The organism is Frankia sp. AgPm24 (genome assembly GCF_023243055.1).
GTDB classification, from domain to species: domain Bacteria; phylum Actinomycetota; class Actinomycetes; order Frankiales; family Frankiaceae; genus Frankia; species Frankia umida.
This window is the reverse complement of the sequence record NZ_JALKFW010000203.1, coordinates 45,805-67,635: the sequence shown is the minus strand read 5'-3', so window position 1 is coordinate 67,635 and position 21,831 is coordinate 45,805. Positions and strand designations below refer to the sequence as shown.

At 73.2% G+C, this 21,831-nt stretch carries 18 protein-coding genes; 5 read left to right on the top strand and 13 right to left on the bottom strand.

Going from position 1 to position 21,831, the window contains the following annotated elements:
* Positions 1 to 143 precede the first annotated feature (143 nt).
* From MXD61_RS18675 to MXD61_RS18655, 5 genes are all read right to left on the bottom strand, one after another.
* Complete coding sequence (locus MXD61_RS18675) at positions 144 to 725, bottom strand: effector-associated domain EAD1-containing protein (RefSeq protein WP_248814768.1); 582 nt, start codon at positions 723 to 725, stop codon at positions 144 to 146.
* Positions 726 to 1,039: 314 nt separating this feature from the next.
* Positions 1,040 to 2,695 (bottom strand): family 16 glycosylhydrolase, encoded by a 1,656-nt coding sequence (locus MXD61_RS18670; RefSeq protein WP_248814767.1) that lies wholly within the window; start codon positions 2,693 to 2,695, stop codon positions 1,040 to 1,042.
* 181 nt (positions 2,696 to 2,876) lie between these two features.
* On the bottom strand, positions 2,877 to 4,640 hold the full coding sequence (locus MXD61_RS18665) for an ABC transporter ATP-binding protein (protein WP_248814766.1): 1,764 nt from the start codon (positions 4,638 to 4,640) through the stop codon (positions 2,877 to 2,879).
* Positions 4,637 to 6,403, bottom strand: coding sequence for an ABC transporter ATP-binding protein (locus MXD61_RS18660; RefSeq protein ID WP_248814765.1), 1,767 nt, complete (start codon positions 6,401 to 6,403; stop codon positions 4,637 to 4,639). Before MXD61_RS18660 ends, MXD61_RS18665 begins: the two co-directional genes overlap by 4 nt.
* 158 nt (positions 6,404 to 6,561) lie before the next feature.
* Positions 6,562 to 7,503 carry an AraC family transcriptional regulator gene (locus MXD61_RS18655; protein ID WP_248814764.1) on the bottom strand — a complete coding sequence of 314 codons (942 nt, stop codon included), beginning with the start codon at positions 7,501 to 7,503 and terminating at the stop codon, positions 6,562 to 6,564.
* A 226-nt stretch (positions 7,504 to 7,729) separates the two neighbouring features.
* On the opposite strand from MXD61_RS18655, the gene MXD61_RS18650 reads away from it, so the two are divergent.
* Positions 7,730 to 8,230, top strand: coding sequence for a DUF1772 domain-containing protein (locus MXD61_RS18650; RefSeq protein WP_248814763.1), 501 nt, complete (start codon positions 7,730 to 7,732; stop codon positions 8,228 to 8,230).
* 88 nt (positions 8,231 to 8,318) lie between these two features.
* Here MXD61_RS18650 and MXD61_RS18645 read toward each other — a convergent pair whose 3' ends face one another.
* The 3 genes from MXD61_RS18645 to MXD61_RS18635 form a co-directional block, all read right to left on the bottom strand.
* Positions 8,319 to 8,669 (bottom strand): hypothetical protein, encoded by a 351-nt coding sequence (locus MXD61_RS18645; RefSeq protein WP_248814762.1) that lies wholly within the window; start codon positions 8,667 to 8,669, stop codon positions 8,319 to 8,321.
* A 56-nt stretch (positions 8,670 to 8,725) separates the two neighbouring features.
* On the bottom strand, positions 8,726 to 10,054 hold the full coding sequence (locus MXD61_RS18640) for an acyltransferase (protein WP_248814761.1): 1,329 nt from the start codon (positions 10,052 to 10,054) through the stop codon (positions 8,726 to 8,728).
* Between the two features lie 336 nt (positions 10,055 to 10,390).
* Complete coding sequence (locus MXD61_RS18635; RefSeq protein ID WP_248814760.1) at positions 10,391 to 11,143, bottom strand: NAD(P)-dependent oxidoreductase; 753 nt, start codon at positions 11,141 to 11,143, stop codon at positions 10,391 to 10,393.
* Positions 11,144 to 11,191: 48 nt separating this feature from the next.
* Here MXD61_RS18635 and MXD61_RS18630 point away from each other — a divergent pair, with 48 nt between their 5' ends.
* Both MXD61_RS18630 and MXD61_RS18625 read left to right on the top strand, forming a co-directional pair.
* Complete coding sequence (locus MXD61_RS18630; RefSeq protein WP_248814759.1) at positions 11,192 to 11,623, top strand: helix-turn-helix domain-containing protein; 432 nt, start codon at positions 11,192 to 11,194, stop codon at positions 11,621 to 11,623.
* A 70-nt stretch (positions 11,624 to 11,693) separates the two neighbouring features.
* Positions 11,694 to 15,122: an AAA family ATPase gene (locus MXD61_RS18625; protein WP_248814758.1), complete on the top strand. Its 3,429-nt coding sequence runs from the start codon at positions 11,694 to 11,696 to the stop codon at positions 15,120 to 15,122.
* On the opposite strand, the gene MXD61_RS18620 is transcribed toward MXD61_RS18625, so the two are convergent.
* Complete coding sequence (locus MXD61_RS18620; protein WP_248814757.1) at positions 15,100 to 15,981, bottom strand: ABC transporter permease; 882 nt, start codon at positions 15,979 to 15,981, stop codon at positions 15,100 to 15,102. The two genes, MXD61_RS18625 and MXD61_RS18620, sit on opposite strands and share 23 nt — an antisense overlap.
* Positions 15,978 to 16,985 carry an ATP-binding cassette domain-containing protein gene (locus MXD61_RS18615; RefSeq protein ID WP_248814756.1) on the bottom strand — a complete coding sequence of 336 codons (1,008 nt, stop codon included), beginning with the start codon at positions 16,983 to 16,985 and terminating at the stop codon, positions 15,978 to 15,980. Before MXD61_RS18615 ends, MXD61_RS18620 begins: the two co-directional genes overlap by 4 nt.
* A 247-nt stretch (positions 16,986 to 17,232) precedes the next feature.
* Between MXD61_RS18615 and MXD61_RS18610 the strand changes: the two genes are divergently transcribed.
* Together MXD61_RS18610 and MXD61_RS18605 are read left to right on the top strand one after the other, a co-directional pair.
* Positions 17,233 to 17,760, top strand: a complete 528-nt coding sequence (locus MXD61_RS18610; protein ID WP_248814755.1) for a MarR family winged helix-turn-helix transcriptional regulator — start codon at positions 17,233 to 17,235, stop codon at positions 17,758 to 17,760.
* 30 nt (positions 17,761 to 17,790) lie between these two features.
* Positions 17,791 to 18,174, top strand: a complete 384-nt coding sequence (locus MXD61_RS18605; RefSeq protein ID WP_248814754.1) for a PPOX class F420-dependent oxidoreductase — start codon at positions 17,791 to 17,793, stop codon at positions 18,172 to 18,174.
* A 511-nt stretch (positions 18,175 to 18,685) separates the two neighbouring features.
* Here the strand turns inward: MXD61_RS18605 and MXD61_RS18600 are convergent.
* The 3 genes from MXD61_RS18600 to MXD61_RS18590 all read right to left on the bottom strand — a co-directional run bounded on the left by MXD61_RS18600 (position 18,686) and on the right by MXD61_RS18590 (position 21,807).
* Complete coding sequence (locus tag MXD61_RS18600; RefSeq protein WP_248814753.1) at positions 18,686 to 19,792, bottom strand: LLM class flavin-dependent oxidoreductase; 1,107 nt, start codon at positions 19,790 to 19,792, stop codon at positions 18,686 to 18,688.
* Positions 19,789 to 20,847, bottom strand: coding sequence for an LLM class flavin-dependent oxidoreductase (locus tag MXD61_RS18595; protein WP_248814752.1), 1,059 nt, complete (start codon positions 20,845 to 20,847; stop codon positions 19,789 to 19,791). The genes MXD61_RS18600 and MXD61_RS18595 overlap by 4 nt, the downstream gene beginning before the upstream one ends.
* A 330-nt stretch (positions 20,848 to 21,177) precedes the next feature.
* A complete protein-coding gene (locus MXD61_RS18590) occupies positions 21,178 to 21,807 on the bottom strand; it encodes a TetR/AcrR family transcriptional regulator (protein WP_248814751.1) in 630 nt (209 codons plus the stop codon).
* Positions 21,808 to 21,831 lie beyond the last annotated feature (24 nt).

Below are 21,831 nucleotides of genomic sequence, written 5' to 3'. Positions count from 1 at the left end.
CAGCTCGTCGTATCTGGCGCACAGCGTAACGCGGCGGGCGTACCACAGCGACCTTCGCGTCGGGTGACCGACCGGCTGCGGACCTTCCCGCTCCAGACGTGTCCGTTCCCGCGGGAGGGCGATCGTCATGTGCGGGCCGCCCGTCAGGACCCGGCGGCGGCGAACACGGCGTTGAACGGATAGCTCGCGGCGGCGGCGGCCAGGACCCGGCGGCGACCGTCGACGATCAGCCCATCGCCGAGCAGCCAGGACACCTGTACCCAGAAGGTGGCCGCGTCGCTCGCGGCGATCGGAATCCGCTCCGTCGGCAGGCCGGCCGTGATCAGCAGGTGCCGCGCGCCGACCCCGGCACCGAAGACCACCGCCAGCTCCCGGATCTCCACGGGCGTCAGCCGCACCGGTGGCGGGACACCCGGCCCGCCCACCGTCGCCATCTCCGCCGGGTTCGCCGCCGAGGCCGCGCTCGGGGCCGCCGCGACGATCTGGTCGACCTGCCGGGCCAGCCGGGAGTCCGGCTGCAGGTCCGTCACCGCGCGACGCAGCGCGGCGAGCCCGCCGGGTTCCCGCGCCAGTTCGAGGACGAGCGCGGTGAACCACTGCCGTGGCTCGTCGTACTCGGCCAGATGCAGTTCGCGGCCCGGACCAAGATGCCCGACGACCAGGTCACGCAGGAGCCGACGGGCGGCGGCGCGTTCGAGGGTGGGGGTGTCGGAGAGCGCGCTCACCAGCCGCGCCAAGGCGCTCCGGGGGTCGTCCGCCCCGCCCTGCGCGCACACCTCGCCCCCCCTGACCCGGGCGTCCCGAAACCGCGTCGCCCGCGCCCGGTGGCCGCACCGGTGCCGCCGATCGAAGCTCGGCGGGTATCCCTGCCGCCACCCGGCTTCCCCCGATAATGCATTATGCGATCGGTTCGCCACCGAGTGGGTCGTTGTGCGGATGGTCCCTCGGACGGTCTTCGGACTGTCCGCGGACGGTCCGCGGATCAGCCCCGCGGGCCGAACCGCGCGGCCGATCCGCCGGGCCGGTGCCCCGGGTGGTGTCAGGCGCGCTGGTAGACGCGCAGGTAGTCGATGTCCATGCTGGCCGGGAACGGGGTGCTCGCGTCCACCCCGCCGCCCAGCGGGCCCCAGGTTCCGCCGACGCTGAAGTTGGCGATGACGTAGAAGGGGGTGTTCTTCACCGCACCCGGGTCGCTGACCGTGTGCCCCCTCTTCACCCCGTCGACGTACCAGGTGAGGCCGTCGGGCTCCCAGTCCAGGCCGAAGACGTGCCAGCCGGCGGACGCGTCCGAGATCGTCGCCTGCTGCGGGGAGCACGGGTGGTTGCACTCGCCGCCACCACCACCCCAGTGGGCGGTGAAGTGGTACTCGGTCGGGTTGTTGCCGGGGATCTCGAAGACGTCCATCTCGCCGGTGTCGGGCCAGCCGGCACCGCCGGTGGCCCCCGCCGGCAGCTGCCACATCGACGGCCAGAAGCCGTTGCCGCGTGGGATGCGGACCCGGCCCTCGTAGTAGCCGTAGGTGTAGGAGAACGGCTTGTAGCCGGCCGGTGCGGGGCCGAAGGACGCCGGCCACGGACCGGTGCTGACCATGCCGGAACGGATCTGCCCACCCGCGTCCCGGGTGGCGGTCAGGTGCAGCGCTCCGTCCGCGACGCGGACGTTGGCGTTGTCCGTCGCCGCGGTGTTGTAGATCTGCTTCTCGTCGTTCCAGGGCAGGCACAGCGCCCGGAAGCTCGGGTTGCACAGCTGCCATTTCGCCCGGTCCAGCTCGGTACCGTCGAAGTCGTCACCGAGGATGAGTTTCCAGCCCCGCCCCCCGGGGCTCACCGGCCCCGCGGGCTGGGACGACGCACCGCCGGCCGTGACGTTCCGCGCCGCCCCGGCCGGCAGCGCGGCGGTGGGGGTGGTGGTGACGGCCTGCTGCGTGGGCGACGGCGAGGACGTGGCGTCCGAGGGGGTGGCCGCTGAGGGGGCGGCGTCCGAGGCGGTGGCGTCCGAGGCGGTGGCGTCCGAGGCGGTGGGTGTCGCGCTCGGGGCCGGCGTCGCCGAGGGGGACGCCGAGCTGGCCGACGACGAGGTCGACGAGGTGGCGTGGGGTGCGGCGGTGGGGACGATCACCTTCAGGGTGCTCGTGGCGCTGGTCTCGCCCGAGGTGGCGGTGACCGTGACCGTGCCGTCATAACCCGCGGGCACGAGGAAACCGACGATCAGACGCCCGTCGGCGTCGGTGCGGGTCGTCGTGGTGCCCCCCAGGCCGGCGGCGGTCGCGGCCAGCGTCACCGGGGCCTGCGCCGGAAGGCCGCGCGCCGAGACGAGCACGATGTCCTGCTCGAAGACGACCAGGCGTAGCCGGGCCCCGGTGGTCTCCGTCGCCGCGGACGGCGTGGCCGACGGCGACTCCACCGCCGTGGACGCGGACGGCTCCGTGGACGCGGACGGCGACGCCGCCGGGTCCGTGGCGCCGGCGAGCGGATCCGTCGCCGAGGAGTCGGCGGCCACCCGCGCGGCGGCCGGCGCTGCGGTGGTGGCGGTGGCGGTGGCGGTGGCGGTGGGCGAGGGCGGGGCTGCCACGGTGTCGGGCGAGCCGTGCCGATCGCCGTGGGAGGTCGCGTCGGCGGCCGGCGCGAACCCGACCGCAAGGACGACAGCCCCGACTACTGCCAGCATTACTGGACGACCCAGCCGTATCGCCATGAGCGCATCGTAAACGAGGGTGCGCTCAACGCATATGACTCGATGGCCTGTAGGAAGGCTGTTGTGACCATGTAGTTCGGTTCGTCCGCATGCTGATGGCAACAGTTCGACGGCCGGCCCCTGTGACAGACCGGTTTCTGGTGCCTCCACCGCCGCGCACCGGGCCTGTCGGCCCTTCGGGCTACCCCCGCACAGGGCCCACCTGGGGGTTCCCTGGGGGGAGGCGCCAGCCGCCGGCCCGCTCACGGTCGCGCCAGAACGCGGCGTAGTGGCCGTCGCGGGCGAGCAGGTCGGCGTGGGATCCGCACTCGACGACCTGGCCGTCGGCCAGCACCGCGATCTGGTCGGCGCGCACGACGGTGTTCAGCCGGTGCGCGATGACCAGAACCGTTCGCTCGGCGGCGAGTTCGGCCAACGCCGCGTGCACGGCGGCCTCGTTCTCCGGGTCGAGCGCGGCGGTGGCCTCGTCGAGCAGGACGATGGGCGCGTCCCGGCACAGGGCCCGGGCGATGGCGACCCGCTGGCGTTCACCGCCGGAGAGCAGCCGGCCGCCCTCGCCCACGCGGGCGGCCCAGCCACCGGGCAGCCGGGCGACGACGCTGTCGACCCGGGCCCGACGGGCGGCCTCGCGGACCTGCGCGTCGGTGGCGTCCGGACGGCCGAAGCGGATGTTGTCCTCGACGGTGCCGTCGAAGAGGTAAACGTCCTGGAAGACGAACGCGAGGCGGCACAGCAGCTCGGCGCTGGGCAGCTCGCGGACGTCCACCCCGCCCAGGCGCACCGTCCCGGCGTCGACGTCGTGGAACCGGGCGATGAGCCGGGTCACCGTGGTCTTGCCGCCGCCGGAGACACCGACCAGCGCCGTCGTGCGTCCGGCGGGGATCGACAGGGTCAGTCCGCGCAGCACCTCGGGGCCACCCGGGTAGGCGAAGTGGACGTCGACGAGGTCGACGCCGGCGTGGGAGATCCGGGCGACGTCGGCGCTCGAGGTGGGTTCGGGCAGCGCCGCGACGGCGAACAGCTCCTCGAGGCGGTCGGCGGACGCCTGGGCGCCGCGCAGGTCCGCGCCGAGCCCGACCAGGGCGTCCAGGGGGCGCAGCAGGCTGATGCCGACGACGACGAGCGCGATCATCCGTTGCGGACCGAGCTGGTCGTGGGTGGCCAGGGCCACGCCGGTGCACAGCAGGGCGGTGAACGCGAGCTGCAGGCCGAGCTCCCCCAGGTACTCGCCGGGCAGCGAGGCGATGACCTGGCGGCGCGCCGCGCGGTGCTGGGCGGCCAGGGCCCGGTCCAGCTCGGCCCGGCCGGCCTCGTTCTGACCGGCGGCCCGCAGGGTCGGCTGGGCGCCGGCGAACTCGACCAGCCGGGCCCCGGCGTCGGTGATCGCGGCATGGTCGGCGGCCTCGGCGCGGGCGGTCAGCCGGCGCGCCAACCCCAGCGCGACGAGCACCACCGGGATCGCGGCGAGGGCGGCGATCCCGAGCCGCCAGTCGAGGGCGAGCAGGACCACCGCGAGGGTCGCCGGGGTCAGGATCGCCCCGAGCAACGCCTGGGCGAGGAACACGCTGCCCGCGACCCGGGCGACGTCCCCGGTGACCAGCTGCGGCAGTGTGCCGGCGCCGGCCGCGTCGAACCAGCCCAGCGGCAGCGTCAGCAGCCGGTCACCGAACCGGGTGTACAGGTCGCGGCGCCACGCGGTGGACAGCCGTAGCGCCCGCGAACCCAGGTAGTAGTGCGCCCACCAGCCGACGACCGCCGCCGCGGCCAGCGGGATCACCCATCGTCCGGCGGTGGCCGTCCGTCCCTGCAACAATGCCGTCAGCAGCGGGGCGAGCACGGCGAACGCCGCGCCCTCGGCCACGGCGTAGCCGCAGATCGCCCCCAGGTAGCGGCGCAGCGGCGCCCGCTGGTCGGCGGGCACGAGCCCGCGCAGCCGCCCTGTCATCGGGCCCCCTCCGGGCTGGTCGTGGCACTGCCCTGCTGGGCGGCCCAGAGCGCGGCGTAGCGTCCGCCGGCGGCGAGCAGGTCGCCGTGGCGGCCCCGCTCGACCAGTCGGCCCTCGTCCAGCACGAGGATCTGGTCGACCGCGGTGATCGTGTAGAGCCGGTGGGCGATGACCAGCACGGTTCGTCCGACGGCGAGTTCGGCCAGGGCGTCGGCGATGGCGGCCTCGGAGTCGGGGTCGGCGAAGGCGGTGGCCTCGTCGAGCAGGACGATCGGGGTGTCGGCGAGCAGGGTGCGGGCGATCGCGACCCGCTGCGCCTCACCACCGGACAGGTGCGCGTCCGCACCGACCACCGAGTCGTAGCCGCGGGGCAGCGCGCGCAGGCGTTCGTCGATCGCGGCGGCGCGGGCGGCCGCGTGCACGGCGTCGTCGGTCGCGGTCGGGGCGGCGAGGGCGATGTTGTCCCGGATCGACCGGGTCAGCAGCACCGAGTCCTGCAGCAGGAAGGCGACGTGCCGGTAGAGCTCGTCGCGGTCGAGCTCGCGCAGGTCGACCCCACCGAGGCGGATCGCGCCGCCGGTGACGTCGGCGAAGCGCGCCACCAGTGTCGCGAGCGTCGACTTGCCGGCGCCCGACGGCCCGACCAGCGCCGTCACCGTGCCCGGTGCGAGCGTCGCGCTCACCCCGTGCAGGACGGCGTGACCATCCGGATAGGTGAAGTGGACGTCGTCGAGTTCGACGGTCAGCGGGGTGCCGGGGACACGGGCCCGTTCGGGTGCGACGGTGGGCTGCGGCGGCTCACGCAGCAGGGTGGTGATCCGCCCGGCCGCGTCCCGCGCGGACTCGCGCAGCTGCTGCGCCAGGTAGATCGGGGTGAGCTGCTCGAACAGGCCCACCCCGAGCAGCGCGAAGGCGACCAGGTCGACCGGGTCGGACCAGCCGGCACCGACCAGCGCCACCCCGAGCCCGGTGACCACGAACACCACGGTGGACGGCGCCACCGTCGCGCGGGCGATCCCCCGCGGGCGCAGGAAGATCCGCTGGGCCTGCTCGTCGGCGTCGACGTACTCGGCCGCCGCGGTCCGCAACCGGGTCGGTGGCCCGTCGCCGGCGAACGCCTTGAGCTCGACGATGCCCCGCACCCCTTCCAGCACGGCCGCGGTGAACTCGGTGTTCGCCGCCGCCATCCGCGCCCGCTGGTCGCCCGCACGCACGGCCAGCCGCATCCGGATGGCCTGGGCGAGTGCCACCAGAGCGATCGTGACCAGCGCCAACGGCCAGTCGACCCACAGCAGGTAGCCGACGACGACCAGCGGCCCGGCGATCGCCGCGGCCAGGTCCGCGCGGGCGTGGGCGACCGCGTGGTGCAGGGCCGCGACGTCGTCCTGCACCACCGCGCGCACCTGCCCGGAGACCCCGCCGGCGAACCAGCTCAGCGGTAGCGCGCCGAGCTGCCCGGTGAGCCGCGTACGCAGCAGGTGGGCGAGGTCGGCGTCGGCGAGATGGCTGAGCAGACCAGCCACCGCGTACAGCACGAAGCGGGCGAACAGCAGGCCGACGGCCAGCCACGCCAGGCCCCACACCGGACGGTCCCCGCCGCCCAGCAGCCGGCGGGCGATCTCCACCAGGATCACCGCCGGGGTCACCGCGAGCATCGCGGCGAGCGCCTGCGACCCGGCGGCCACCGTGATCCTGGTCCGCACCGGCCGCCGCAGCGCCGCGAGATCCCGCCCCGCCGGTGCGACCGCGCCGTCTACCGCCATCCCACACCCCCGCCGATACCCACGCCCCTGCCCACGCCTTCTTCTCCCGTCACCCGCGCCACGCCCGGCGCCCACCCGGACCCAACATCACCCAAACCGGACCATCACATAGGTTAGGCGACCCTAAACCCCGAGGTCGCGGGTCCGGCAAAGCCGCTCTAGCGGGCGGCCGGGGCGACGCGGTGGTCGCGGGGGCTGATGCCGCGGACACGGCGGAACGCCGCCGACAGCGCGAAACCACTGCCGTAGCCCACCTTGCGGGCGACCGCGTCCACCGTGGCCGTGGGCTCGCGCAACAGGTCGGCGGCGAGGTCGAGCCGCCAGCCGGTCAGAAACGCCATCGGGGACTCGCCGACGAGGTCGGTGAAGCGGCGCGCCAACGTCGCCCGGGACACCCCGACCTTGGCCGACAGGCTCGCCACCGTCCACGGATGCGCCGGATGCCCCTGGAGGTAACGCAGCGCCGGACCCACCACCGGATCGTCATGTGCCCGGTACCAGGCGGGCGCCGTCTGACCGGCCCGGGCGAACCAGACCCGCAGCACCGCGATGAGCAGCAGGTCGAGCAGCCGGTCGAGCACCGCCTCCTGGCCCGGGTCGTCCCGGGTGATCTCGCTGGCGAGCAGCCCGACCAGCGGTGAGTCCCAGCTGTCGCGGCGCACCACCAGGTGCGGCGGCAGGGCCCGCAGCAGCCGCTGGCTCACCTCCCCCTCGAGCAGGTACGCCCCGGTGAGGATCACCGTCGGGCCGTCCAGGCTGTCGCCCCAGGTGCGCACGCCGAGATCCATGCTGGCGGCGAGGCTGTTGCCGGCGAGGTCGGTGCAGTGCTGGTCCGGGTGGATCACGATGTGGGGTGGGGTCGCCGGGTCGTCGGCGACCGTGTATGGCGCGGGCCCGCGGATGACCGCCACATCCCCCGCCCCGAGCCGGACGTGTGTTCCGTCGTCGGCGAGCACCCAGGCCTCGCCGCGGACCATCGCCGCGATCGCGAGCGGTGCCTCGTCCTGGATACGCAGCGACCACGGCGGTGTGAGAATCGAGCGCAACAGGAACGCCCGGTTCGCCCGCGGCCCGTCCAGCAGGCCGACGATCGCGTCCACGACCGCGAGGATAACGCCCGGTCTGGACGCCCGAACATGCATCCGAGTGTCTCGACCATGGAGCACCGGCGCCCGCCACCGTTGACTTGGTCCCATGCCGAACACCACCGGGCCCCACCACCCCGCGCCCGCCGCCGGCCCGTACCCGGCCGCCGGGTCACGTCCGGCCGCCGGGTCACGTCCGGCCCACGGCCCGCGCCGTTCATGGGAAGAATCGAGATCGACGATGGATCTGCTGCGCCACGCCTCGCTGATCGGTGCCCTCGTCACCGTGGGTCTGATGGCCGGGTTGTACTTCGCCTACTCCTGCTCGGTGATGCCGGGTCTGCGCCACGCCGACGACCGGACCTTCGTCACCACGATGCAGACGATCAACGACGCGATCCAGAACGGCTGGTTCTTCCTCGTGTTTCTCGGCGCCCTGCTGTTCACGGGTGTTTCGGGTCTCACGCAGCTCGGCGGCGGCCACCGCGCGACGCTGGGCTGGATCGCCGCCGGGTTCGTCCTGTACGGCCTGACGATCGTCACCACCGGTGCGGTGAACGTCCCGCTCAACAACGACCTCTCGCATGTCGGCCAGCCGGGCGGGCCCACCGACCTCGCCGCCGCCCGGGCCGCGTTCGAGACCACCTGGGTCCGTTGGAACCTCGTTCGCACCGCCAGCGCCACCGCGGCCTTCGCCTGCCTGACCTGGGCTCTGGTCCTGCACTCCCGCACCCGCCCCTGACCCGGGCAGACACCGCTGCGAGCCCCGGTCCTCGGCCGCTGACACACGATCCGGTCCACCACAGCCGGAAACGTTCGTGGACCGCGCGCTAGCCGAAGGTGTCGCGCAGCTGGCCGTTGATGAGTTCGTTCAGGCGCCGGCGGCGCGGGCTGACCTCCTCGGGGCCGATCTGCCGGGGCGACAGCAGGCTCCACTCGAGGCTGGTGTCGGAACCGCTGGGGGCGAGATCGAACCGGATCTGATCGTCGGGATGCGCCAGCCACAGGGACGACCAGACCACCAGGGTCGGATGCCGCGCCTCGAGCACTCGCGGCACGGTCTCCCCCATCCGCGGTTCGAGCCAGGGCCGTGCTGGATCGCGGTTGGGCTCCGTCAGTGCCTCCCAGACCACCCAGGGCGGGGGCGGTTGAGCCTTGCGTCGCCGTGCGATCACGAACATGGCGGGAGTCTGATCGCCACCCCACGCTCCCGTCCACCGGATTGTGGCGGTTCGCGTCAGGACGCCTGCCGCTCCTGCGCGCTCCAGGCGTACTGCCCCCGGTGCTCCTGCGCCACCAGGACGGCGACCGTCCGCGCCGAGGACGTGGAAACGGAGGCGGCGGCGGTCGGACGAAGCCGGACGTCGGCGGGGCCGGGCCGGACATCGGCGGGACGAAGCCGGACGTCGGCGGGGCGGGGTCGGGTGTGGGCGGGACGATACTGCTGGATGGGCAGTTCGACCAGGTAGTAGGAGGTCGCGGCCAGCGCCACGGAGATCAGGCCGACCAGGACGATCGCCGGCCACCGGCCGATCGCGCCGGCGAGGTCCGGCCCCCAGTGCGCGACCACCGGGAAATGCCACAGGTAGAAGCCGTAGGAGATCCGGCCGAGCCAGGCCAGCGGGGCGGCCGCCAGCGCGCGGTACAACCAGCTGGAGGTGGCGCCGAGTTCCAGGGCGAGCACAAGCGCACCCGCGACGAGCGCGACGACGGTGTAGCCGCCGTGCGACAACATGCTCGGACGCGGACCCCAGTCGGCCGGGATCCTCCAGGCCCCCACCGCCAGCAGCGCGAGCGCCAGCGGGCCGACGACCGGCAGCGCGGCCCGGACCCGTTCGACGCGCCGTCGCCACACCAGACCCGCGGCGTCCTCACCGGCCGCCCCGGCCCGGGCCGCCCGCAGCCACGCGGCCAACGCACAGCCGACCAGCAGCGCGTCCGCCCGGGTGTCGAGCGCGAAGTACATCCGCCGTCCGGTCGCACCGTGCGCGATCAGCAGGTCGCGCCACAGCAGCACGGCGACCGCCCCACCGAGCAGGACCACCGGCAGCCGGCGGGCGAGCTGACCCCACCGGCAGGCGAGCACCAGCAGCAGCGGCCAGAGCAGGTAGAACTGCTCCTCCAGGGACAGCGACCAGGTGTGCCCGAGCCAGCCGGCCCCGGTCGACTGCGACACCACCTGGACGTAGTTGTTCACATACAGCAGCGACGAGGCGAGGCTGCCCAGAAACGAGGACCGCTCGTCGGCCCGGCCGCCGCCCAGCACCAGCACGGCTGTCGCGGCGACCGCGACAAGCAGCAGGAACGCGGGCAGCAGCCGGTAGGCGCGACGCAGATAGAACTGGGTGAACGAGACCCGTCCGGTCCGGTCCTGTTCGGCCAGCAGCTGCCCGGTGATCAGGAATCCGCTGAGTACGAAGAAGACGTCGACGCCCAGATGGCCGCCGCGCAGCGAATCCATGTGGAACACCAGTACGGCCAGCACGGCCAGTCCGCGTACGCCGTCCAGTGCGGGGTTGCGGCCACCGCGGCGTATCTGTGGTCGGTCAATCCCGTGCCGCGTCATCCACGCTCCTCCCGTGTCAGTCGATCCGCCTGCCCTTCGTCCTGCGCACCTGCCTATCCCGCCAACCTTTTGGTTCGCTGTCAGTCCTGACCGGCCAGGGCCCGACCCGGTCGCCCGGTGCCGCCGGAGGCCGTCGGACGACGCCGGATGACTCCCCGTTGGCCGTGTCGGCGCACCCCAGAGGCCCGGCGGGGCCACGGCGGGCGCGGCGGGAGCATCCGGAGACGGCCCTACCCGCGCGACCCGCGGCCGCGCACCACACCTCGGCCGGTCCACCCCGAACGGGGGAGCGCGTCGCGTCGAACAGCAGCTGCCCGCCGCGACGCGCCAGGTCCGCTACCCCGGCTGCCCGGTCAGGACGGTGACCTGGGTGCGGTGCAGGTCCGGGGTCAGCGCCTGGTCGACGACGGCCCGGGCGAGTTCGGCGTAGCTGAGCGCACCGGTGGCCCGGGCACGCTCGACCGGCCCGGTTACCAGCTCCGGGCGCGCGGTCGCCGCGCCGTCACCCAGTTGTAGCCCGGCGGGCGGGGTCAGGACGAGCCAGTCGAGCGCGTCGGCGTGTTGGCGCAGCGCCGGCAGCACCCGGGCGTGGGCACGGGCGAACGGCAGCAGCGCCGGGGGGAACAGCTCCGCGTCGTCCAGTACCAGCCCACCGTCGGCCAGGGTCAGGGTGGCGAACAGGCCGATCGTGAGCAGCCGGGCCGGCGGCGACGTCCGCGCGGCCGCGGCCACGGCCCGGACCACCTGTTCGTAGTACGTCTCGTCGAACCCGTCGAAGGTGGGCGGCGGGGCGGTGAAGGGCGTGACGGCGACGACGATCACGTCTGCTCCGGCCAGCGCGTCGACCAGGGCGGGTCCACCGGTGGCGTCCGCCCGCACCAGGTCGATGCCCTCCGCGCGCAGCCCGGCATGCCGGTCAGGGTCGCGGACCACGCCGAGGACACGATGTCCGCGGCGGACGAACTCCGCGCTGACGGCCCGGCCGGCGCGCCCCCCGGCGCCCAGCACCGCGACCCGAGGGGTCCGGGCGGCGGCTCTGTCCGTGCCGGCCTGTTCCGTGCCGGCCTGTTCCATGTTGGTCTGCTCCATGGCGCGCCAAGCTAGATCACAGCACCCCGGTTACCGCAACGTGACCGGATGGCCGTCGACGTCGGGAAGATCGGCTACCGTGGTCTGGTGCAGCGCGTGGCCGATGCCCCGACGTTCGACCCGGCGTGTCCGACGAGTGCCGTCCCGTTTCGCATCGGCGAGAAGTGGACGGCGATGATCGTCCTGTGTCTGGAGGGCGGGCCGCGCCGGTTCACCGAGCTACGCCAGATCCTGACCACGGTGAGCGCGAAGGTCCTGACCGAGTCGCTGCGCGCGATGGAACGCGACGGCCTGATCAGCCGCCAGAGCCATGACGAGAACCCGCCCCGCGTCGAGTACCGACTGACCGATCTCGGCCGGTCGTTGTTGCAGCTCATCGACGCGGCTCGGCGGTGGTCGCGGGACAACCTCGACGATCTGCTCGCCGCCCGCGAACGCTACGACGACGACGCCCGGCTCGGCGCGGCCGGGCGGCTCTGATCGGCCGGGCGACCCTCGGTGCCGCGGCGGGCGATCGCCCGGTGCGAGCCGCCGAACTAGACTGATCAGCGTGACTGTCACCCTTACCCTGCTGGGCGGGGTGCGGTGGGAGGGCGCCGCGGTGGTCGGCGATCGGTCGCAGGCTCTGCTGGCGGCGCTCGCCGCCGAGCCGGGGCGGCCGGTGCGGGCCGAGCGGCTGGTCGAGCTGATCTGGCGGGGTGAGCCGCTGGCCAACGCCGCCAAGGGTCTGCAGGTGGTGGTCTCCCGTACCCGGGCGGCCTGCGGTGCCGCGGCCGTGGTGCGTGACGGGGCGGGCTACCGGCTCGGCCTCGAACTGACCCAGGTCGACAGTGCGCTTCTTGGCACGCTGGTGGCGCAGGCCCGCAGGCTGGTCGCCGCCGATCCGCGGGCCGCCGCTGACCAGGCCCGCCAGGCGCTGGAGCTGGGCGCCGCGCTGCCGTCGGTGCCGGCGGACGAGCAGGGGCCGCTCGCCGACGTGCGGCGCGCGGCCGAGCGCGATCTCACGGCGGCGCGTCTGCTGCTGGCCCGGGCCCGTTCCCGCACCGGGCAGCACGCCGAGGCCTTCCCCGTCCTGCTGGCGGCCTGGGCCCGGGCCGAGGCGCGGGGTGGGGCGGGGTCCCCGCCCGGGCGCCGGGGAGACGACGGCGACGACGGCGACGACGAGGAGCTGCTGGCCGATCTGCTGCGCAGCGAGGCCGCGGTGCGGGGGGCCGGCGCGGCCCTCGAACGTTACGAGCGCTACCGCCGCGACCTGCGCGAACGTCTGGGAACGAGCCCCGGGGAGGCGCTTGTTCGGGTGCAGCGGGACCTGCTCGCCCGCGACCGGCCCGTGCGCACCGGCATCAGCCATGACGCCACTCCCCTGCTCGGACGTCAGCATGATGTCGAGCGGCTGCTGGGTCTGCTCGGTCAGTCCCGGGTGGTGTCGATCGTCGGACCGGGGGGTCTGGGTAAGACGCGGCTGGCGAACCTGCTCGCCCGCGAGGCCGAACTGCCCACGGTGCATGTCGTCGGGCTGGTCGGGGTGAGCGCGCCCGAGGATCTGCTCGGGGAGATCGGGTCGGCGCTCGGCGTGCGGGAGTCGATCGGCGAACGTCGGGTGCTGACCCCGGCGCAACGGGCCGACCTGCGTTCGCGCATCGCGGCACGGTTGTCGCGGGGGCCGACCCTGCTGGTGCTCGACAACTGTGAGCATGTGCTCGCCGAGGTCGCCGGGCTGGTGGCCTTTCTCGTCGCGACCGTCGCTGACCTGCGGGTCCTCACGACCAGCCGAGCGCCGTTGGCGATCGGGGCCGAGCAGGTGCATCTGCTCGGGGAGCTGGCCCATCCCGATGCCGTCGAGCTGTTCCGTCAACGCGCCGCGGCCGCGCGCCGGTCGGTACGCCTCGACGACGAGGTGGTCGGGCGGATCGTCCGGCGCCTCGACGGCCTGCCGCTGGCGATCGAGCTGGCGGCGGCGCGGGTGCGGGTGATGTCGGTGCACGACATCGACCGCCGCCTGGCCGACCGGTTCGCGCTGCTGCGCAGCGGGGATCGGACCGCCCCCGACCGTCACCGCACGCTGCTCGCGGTGATCGACTGGTCGTGGAACCTGCTCGCCGCACCGGAACGCCGCTCCCTGCGCTGGCTGTCGCTGTTCCCGGACGGCTTCACTCTGGACGCCGCCACGGACGTCCTCGCCGAAGCCGACCGCGCGGACCGCGCGGAGCCGAGCGCGGTGGCCACCGACACCGACGCCGACGCCGCGGACGCCATGGACACGGTGCAGGCGCTGGTCGACCAGTCGCTGCTGGGGGTACGGGAGTCCGCCGGCGGGGTGCGCTACCGGATGTTGGAGACCGTCCGCGAGTTCGGCCGGCTGCGGCTGGCCGAGGCCGGTGAGCTGGCCGCGGCACGGCGGGCGTTACGGGTCTGGGCGGTGGGCCATGCCAGCCGGCACGGCGCCGAGCTCACCACCGCGGGGCAGTTCGCCGCGATCGACGCGGTCGCGGCCGAGGAGACGAACCTGGCCGACGAGCTGCGAGCGGCCCTCGCCGACGGCGATGTGGAAGCCGCCGTCCGGCTGGTCGCCGTGCTCGGCACGTTCTGGGAGATCCGCGGTGAACACACCCGGATACTGCTGCTGCTCGATGCGATCAACGCCGTCCTGTCCGGGTGGACGCCGCCACCGCCGCTGCGCACCGTCGCGCTCACGGCGGTGACCGTCGTGGCCCGCACCATGCTGTACATCGGCGACGGCGGTCTGCCCGCGGCGCTGCGCGAGCTGCTCGTCGAGCTCTGCCCGCGGGCGGGGGACGATCCGAGGCTGCAGGGCACGGCCCGGGCGCTGCTCGCGATCGGCCAGCTCGAGCCGGCGCAGGTCGAGGCGCGGCTGGCGATCCTGGCGGCGGACGCCGACCGCCACACCCGGCTGGTCTGTCTGGTGTGGCTGACGCACTGGCGGGAGAACGCCGGCGCGCAGCGGGCGGCGGCCGAGGCCGCCACCGAGGCGCTGACCCTGGTCACCGCGCGGGACGGCCCGTGGATCACCGCGCTGCTCCACGCCCAGCTCGCCGAGTTGACGATGCAGCTGGGCGAAGCCGACCTCGGCCGTTCCCACGCCCAGGCGGCGCTGCCCGTGCTGGAACGTCTCGGCGCCCGCGACGATGTCGCGCAACTCCACGTCGCGCTGGCGATCGACGCGATCAACGACGGTCGGTTCGCGCAGGCCGAGGACTATCTGGACGGGATCGACCCGTCCGGCGGGGCGCCGTTGGGCGGGGCGATGCTGGCGGCGATCGGCCGGGCGGAGCTCACCCTGGCCCGCGGCGACATCGCCGAAGGTCTGCGCCGTCATCGGGCCGCGACGACCAGAATGCGTCAGATCCAGCTGCCCGGTGTCGAGCTGACCGGCACCGAACCGTGGGTGGTCGTCGCGGATGCGCTGTCGCTCGCCGCGTTCACCTGGCACGCGACCACCGCCGACGAGCTGGCCACCGGCCGCGGCCTCTTTCGGGACAGTCTGCGGCGCTGCGTCACCACATTGCGGCGCGAGGCCACCTCGATCGACTATCCCGCGTGCGGCGCGCTGCTGTTCGCCCTCGGCGCCTGGTGCCTGCGCCACGGCACGGACGGCGAGGGCCGCACGGACGGCGAGACGCTGGGCGGCGAGGGTCTGGACGGCGAGACGTTGGACGGTCTCGGTGGCGGCGGACGGGCATGGGTGACGGTGGGGGAGGCGGTGGAACTGCTCGCGCTGGCCCGCCGGTTCTCCCATGTCACGACAACGCCGTCGCTGTCGTGGCCACGGGTCGAGGAGCTCGCCGAACGGCGGGCACCCGGGGCGTTGCGCACCGCCAAGGCCCGGGCCGGCGATCAGGCGGATCGACGCCAGCCGCTCGACGAGGCCCGCCTCCTCGTCGACCGGCTGGTCGAGCGGCTGGTCGAGCGGCGGACCGGGTCGCCCACCCGGGTGGTCAGAGCTGGCGCCGGTAACTGAGCACGGACAGCGGCAGGAAGATCACGATCACCGCCAGTCCGGCCAGCAGGGTCCAGCCGACCTGCGCGGTCAGCACGCCGTTGTTCGCCAGGTCCCGGCTGGCGGAGACCAGATGCGACACCGGGTTGACCCGGACGAACGCCTCCAGCCAACCCGGCAGGGTGGTGGCCGGGACGAACGCGTTCGACAGGAACGTCAACGGGAACATGATCATCATGGAGATGCCCTGCACGCTGCGGGCGCTGTGGGCGATCGTGCCGATCCAGGTGAACGCCCACGCGATCGACCAGCCGGTGACGACCGCGAGCACGACCGCCCCGAACACCCCGAGCGCTCCGCCGCCGGGCCGGTACCCGAGGATCAGACCCATCGTGTAGGTCAGTGTCGCCGCGAGCAGGTATCGGACCAGGTCGGCTACCATCGGCCCGGCCAGCGGCGCGACCCGGGACATCGGCAGGGACCGGAACCGGTCGAAAACCCCCTTGTCCATGTCCTCGCGCAGCTGCGTTCCGGTGGCCATGCAGGTGGTGAGCACCGTCTGCGCGACGATTCCGGGAACCAGCAGGGGCAGATAGGTGTGCACGCTGCCCGAGATGGCGCCACCGAAGACGTAGGCGAACATCGCGGTGAACAACAACGGCTGCAACGCCACGTCGAAGTACTGCTCCGGACTACGCCGCATCTTCATCAACGAGCGCCACGCCATGGCGAACGTCTGCGTGACGGTGTCGCCGAGGCCGGCGCGGTGGCGCGTACGGGCGACCGCCGCGGCCGGATCCACGGTGGCCCGTGGTCGCGTGGGCGTGGCGGGTGTCGCGACGGGCGTCGCGGCGGATGGTGCGGACACAACGGTGCTCATCGGGCCACCTCCAGGATGTGGTCGTCGGCCTGCGCGCCGGACGTCGTCGGATTCTGTTCGGGGACCGAACCGTGGCCGGTGAGCGCGAAGAACACCTCGTCCAGGGTGGGTTTGGCCACGCTGACCGAGACGATCTCGATGCTCGCCGCCCGCAGCGCGATCAGCACGTCGGCGGCCCGGTCGGCCACCTCGAGCGGCACGCTGAGGCGACCCGCCTCGGGGGTGGCGACCGGCTCGGCGCCAAGCACGCGCCATACCACCTGACGGGCGGCCTCGGTATCGGCGCCGGGTGAGAGCTCGAGCTGCAGGGTCGAGGCACCGACCTGGGACTTCAGCGCGTCCGGGGTGCCCTCGGCGACCTTGCGGCCCTCGTCGATCACGCAGACCCGATCGGCGAGCTGATCGGCCTCGTCCAGGTACTGCGTGGTGAGCAGGACGGTGCAGCCGTCCTCGACCAGGCCGCGGATGGTGTCCCACATCTGGCCGCGGGTGCGCGGGTCCAGGCCGGTCGTCGGCTCGTCCAGGAAGATCAGGGGTGGGCGGGTGATGAGCGAGGCGGCGAGGTCGAGGCGGCGACGCATGCCGCCGGAGAACTCCGAGATCCTGCGGTCGGCGGCCTCGCCCAGGCCGAACTGGTCCAGCAGCCGGCGGGCGGTGGCCCGGGCGTCCCTGGAACTCAGCCCCTGCAGACGGCCGAACAGCCGCAGGTTCTCCGCGCCGGAGAGATCCTCGTCCACCGAGGCGTACTGGCCGGTCACGCCGATGAGCTGGCGCACCCGGTGTGCCTCGGCGGCGACGTCCACCCCGAAGATCTCGGCCCGGCCACCGTCGATCGACAGCAGCGTGGCCAGCATCTTCAGCGTCGTGGTCTTCCCGGCGCCGTTGGGCCCGAGCACACCGAAGATCTCCCCGGTGCGCACCTCGAGGTCGACGTGGTCGACGGCGCGCAGGTCGCCGAACTTCTTGACCAGGCCACCGGCCAAGACCGCGGGCATCGTGGTCACAGCTGCTCCTTCCGTCCAGGATGGGATGCGGGCCGAGCGGGAACCGGGCGCCGCGGGATCGGACCTGACAGACGTTAGGCAGCGCCGGTATCACCGCCCCTACACGCCGGTTTCACCAGCACCCGGCCCCTGACAGCCGGCCGACACCCGGGCGCAACTCACCAGGATGAGACGGCCGGGTGCCCGGTCCTCATGGGGCTCGACCGTCCCCCGATCGCAGACGACCAGGGGCTGGCAGGGTGGAACGGTGGACATCGCGCCTTCAACCCACGCACCCCGCCCGTCGCCGCAGGTTCGGGAGCCCGACCCGTTGGCGCTTGATCCCGATACGCGGCCGGGACTGGCGATCAAACAGGCCGAGCAGGCACTCATGCGCGAGAAGTCACGGCTCCTGCGCGCACTGGGCCTGACGGTGCCGCAGTATGCGGCGATGCTGACGCTTTCTCGCTTCCCGGAGCTGTCCGGCGCCCAGCTGGCCCGGCACTGCCTGGTCACACCTCAGTCAATGGCGAGCCTGCTGGCCACACTGGAACGGCGATCCCTGGTGCGCCGAACGACGTCGGCCGTACACGCGAAGGTCTTCCCGGTCCACCTCACCGAGGCCGGCGCCGCGCTGCTGGCCGAGGCCGACCAGGCGGCGGTCACGGTGGAGCGGCGGCTCGCGAACGCCTTCACGGACGCCGAGCTGGACGTCCTGCGCTCCCTGCTGGCCAGAGCCACGGTGGCGCTGACGGGCGGCACGGCGGAGGACGTGAGGCATGAATCAGAGCTCTGACATGTATTCGAATACTGATACTGTGCAGGCATGCTGATTCCCGAAAGCCATCTGGACCTGCTGGAACGGCCGCTGTTCGGCCACCTCGCGCAGCTACGCCCCGATGGGCGACTCCAGTCGAATCCCGTGTGGTACCTCTGGGATGGCGACCGGCTTCGACTCACGACGACCAGCGACCGGCAAAAGGGCCGCAACGCCGTGGCCGACGCCAGGGTCGCGCTGTCGGTGCACGATCCCGATCAGCCGTACCGGTACCTGGAGGTGCGCGGCGAGGTCGTGGCGACAGAACCGGATCCCGAGGGCGAGTTCTTCGACGTTCTCGCGAAGCGGTACAACCTTGCCTACGACGAGCTGCCGGACGCTCCTCGCCGGATCGTGCTCGTCCTCGCACCAGCCGCCGCCTCCTGGCAGTAGCTGGTCGCGTGCCCGGCTGGCCAGGCGGGGCACTGATGACCCGTTCAGACATCGCCCTTGCCCGCGCGGTGCCCGCGAGGTCCTTCCCCGAGTCGCACTGGCCTGCGATGGTCAAGCCGTTGCCGTCGTGCTCCAGTGGGAGGGACCAGCGCGCACCAACATCGAAAAACCACACGTGGAGCGCCCCGTACCAGCCCGATCCCGGTCAGGGCAGGCGCCCTCCCCGACTGCCGAGCAGGTCCTGCCCCGGTCGGCTCAGGGGATCATGGAGTTGCAGCGCACCATCGGCAACGCCGCGGTCACACGCCTGATCACCGCCCAGCGCCGGATGGCCGCCCCCCAGCAACACGGCAAAGAGCCGGCAACGGCACACGAGGTACTGAAAACGTCGGGTACTCCCCTGAACGCCTCGCTACCGGACCATCCCGTCGGCGCCGTGACCGACCCTCGCCCCGCGCGCAGCCATGTCCGTCCCTGCCGTCCGTATGCCCGCTATCAGAGCATCACCAGGTCAGGCCCGCGCCTCCGGGGTGCGCAGCAGCGGCAACAGCTGGGTGCCCTGGCGTTCGGCCTCGCGCAGGTAGGGCGTGTCCGACAGGACGAAGTGGGTGATGCCGAGCTCGGCATAGCGGTGCAGGGAGCGGGCGACGTCCGCGGCCGAGCCGACCAGCCAGGTGGTGCCGGCGCCCTCGCCGCCGATGCGGCCCGGCGCGGTGTAGAGGTTGTCGTCGAGGACCTCACCGCGGGTCCGCAGGTCGAGCAGCCGCTGCTGGCCCACGGCCTGGGCGGGATCGTGGCGCCCGGGGAGGTCGCCGGCGCGGTCGACGGCCGTCAGGGCGGCGACCTTGGCCTCGGCGTCGGCCCAGGCCTGCTCGGTGGTGTCGCGCACGACGGTGGTGATCCGCAGCCCGAACTCCAGCGGCGGGTGTTCGCGGCCCAGCTTCTCGGACAGCTCCCGCAGGCGGGCGATGCGCTCGGCGATGTCGTCACGCGGCTCGCCCCAGAACAGCTGGACGTCCGCCTCGGTGGCCGCGACCTGCTCCGCCGCGGCGGACGCCCCGCCGAAGTAGAGCGTCGGGTGCGGCCGGCCCGGGCGGGCCTGCACCTGGGAGGCCAGGCTCGAGCCGGTCACCTGGAAGTACTCGCCGCGGAAGGTGACGTCCCGCTGCGTCCACAGTCGGCGCACCAGACGCAGGAACTCGCCGGTGCGGGCGTAGCGCCCGGCCCGGTCCGCCTCGCTGTCACCGTAGGCGGCGAGCTCGTCCTGACCGGAGACGATGTTGATCCGCACCCGTCCACCCGAGAGCTGGTCGAGGGTGGCCGCGGCCGCGGCGAAGTGCGCCGGGCGCCAGTAGCCGGGACGGATCGCGATCAGCGGCTCAAAACCGGTCGTGCGCGCCACCAACGCGGTGGCGACGGTGAAGGTGTCCGGCCGGCTCCAGCCGGCGCCCAGCAGCGCACCGCGAAAGCCGTACCGCTCGATCGCGACGGCCTGCCCGGTCAGCGTGTCCAGGCTGTTGTGGTCGGCCACCGTGTCGTCGCCGCGATGCCCGGGCCGGACCTCGTTCGGGATGTACCAGAGAAACTCCGGGCTGGTCACCTCGCTGGCCGTGGTCATACCGACGACGCCGGGGCGGGAAACGGTCGGCTCGGGATGTCGGCGCGCAGGACCGGGGCGATCTCGGCGTGGAACAGTTCCAGTGTCGCCCGGTGCTCGGCCGGGGTGAGGCCGTCGGCGTCGATGGGCAGGTGCATCACCTCGTGGCCGAGCCGCTCGTGATACCAGTGCACCTTCTCGATGATCTGCTGCGGGCTGCCGACCAGGATCGAGCTGCGGGCGATGGCGTCCTCAAGTGTCGGGAAGACCGGCGTCTGGCCGAGCCCGCGCTGCAGCGCCGTGCGCGCGTCGAAGATCGGCCGGTAGCGGGCGATCGCGTCCTGCGAGCGGCGGGCGGCGTAATAGCCGGCGGTTCCCGCGCCGATGAGAATGTCGGCCGGATCGTGCCCGTGATCCACCCAGCGTTGCCGGTAGTGGCGGACCAGCCGCTCGTACGGCTCCACGGGATTGGTCACGTTCGCGGAGAACAACGGGTCGCCGTAGCGGGCGGCGAGCTCCACCGAGGCCTCGCTGGTCGCGCTGCCATGCCAGATGCGCAGCTCCGGTTGCAACGGCCGCGGCCAGGTCTCGGCCTCGTGCAACGGCGGGCGGAACCGGCCGGACCAGGTGACCTTCTCCTCCCGCCACAGCCGGCGAAACAGCTCGTAGGACTCGCGGTTACGGTCCCACTGATCCTCGGCCGTGACGTGGAACAGCTCCGCCTGCGCCGCGCCGTTGCCCTTGCCGACCATCAGCTCCAGGCGCCCGCCGGAGAGCTGGTCGAGGGTGGCGTAGTCCTCGTAGGCCCGCACCGGGTCGAGCAGGCTCAGCGTCGTGACCGCGGTGAACAGCCGAATGGTGGCCGTGCGGGCCGCGATGTGGCTGAGCACCACCGGCGGCGACGACGAGATGAACGGCCGCTCATGGCGCTCCCCCACCCCGAACCCGTCGAATCCGAGCTCCTCGGCCAGCACCGCGCCGTCGACCACCGCCCGCAGTCGTTCGGTGGTCGAGCTGCGCACCCCGGTCAACGGGTCAGGAGCGTGCACGATCAGGGTGATCGCCAGAAACTTCACGTTTCGCTCCCGACCTTTTGTTGATCACCGCAGGAATGCTGTTGGCCTGATGCCACACCATTGCTCGGCCCGAGCGCAATACCCCGCAACAGTTCAGCAACAAATGCGCTCCGCGTGTCCGCTCCAGCCAGGCGCGTCACCCATCAGCCTGAGTGACAACGGCACGCTGCGTGATCCCGACAAGCTGGGGCCGCACGGTGAGCCGCTGGGTATCAGCCGCCTGGGCCGACCGGGTCGCCAGGCAGGGCGTCCCGTTCGCGGTGCCGGAATGGGGTGTGAACGACCAGAGCCGAGGTTCGACGGTTCGGCCGGCTCGGCCACCGCCCTGTTCTACTGGCGGGTGAGGCCGTCGAGGAGATGGTCGAGGGCTGCTGTCATCTCCGCGCGCGCGGTCGCGGGGTCGTCGGCACGGGCGATGTAGAGGGCGGCCTCGTCGCTGGCGCCCATCAGCAGGTGGGCGAGGGGGCCCACCGGCTGCGCGCTGATGCGTCCAGCGTCCATACCGGCCGCCAGCACGTCGCGGACCAGACCGAAGACATGGCGTTGGCACAGTTCCCGCCACCGCGCCCAGCCCAGCACGGACGGCCCGTCCAACAGGACCACCCGGTGCACCTCCGCCTCGACGCAGATCCGCAGCCAGGCGCGTGCGGCCAGGCGCAGCGCCTCGACCGGGTCGGTGCTGCCGGCGGCCGACACCTCGGCGGCGATGCGCGCCGCGACGTCCGCCTCGACCGCCTCGACCACGGCCGCGAACAGTGCGGTCTTGTCGACGAACTGGTGGTAGAGCGCCCCGCGGCTCACCCCGGCCGCGGCCACGAGCGCCTCGGTGGTGACCGCGGCGAAACCCTGCCGCGCGAACAGCCGGCGTCCGACGGTGATCAGTGCCGTGCGCGTCGCCGCGGACCGGTCCGCCTGGCGGCGCCGTGGTGGTCTCGGATCCGGATCCGGCAGCGCGGGCACGAGCTCGATTCTGCCCGCTCCCAC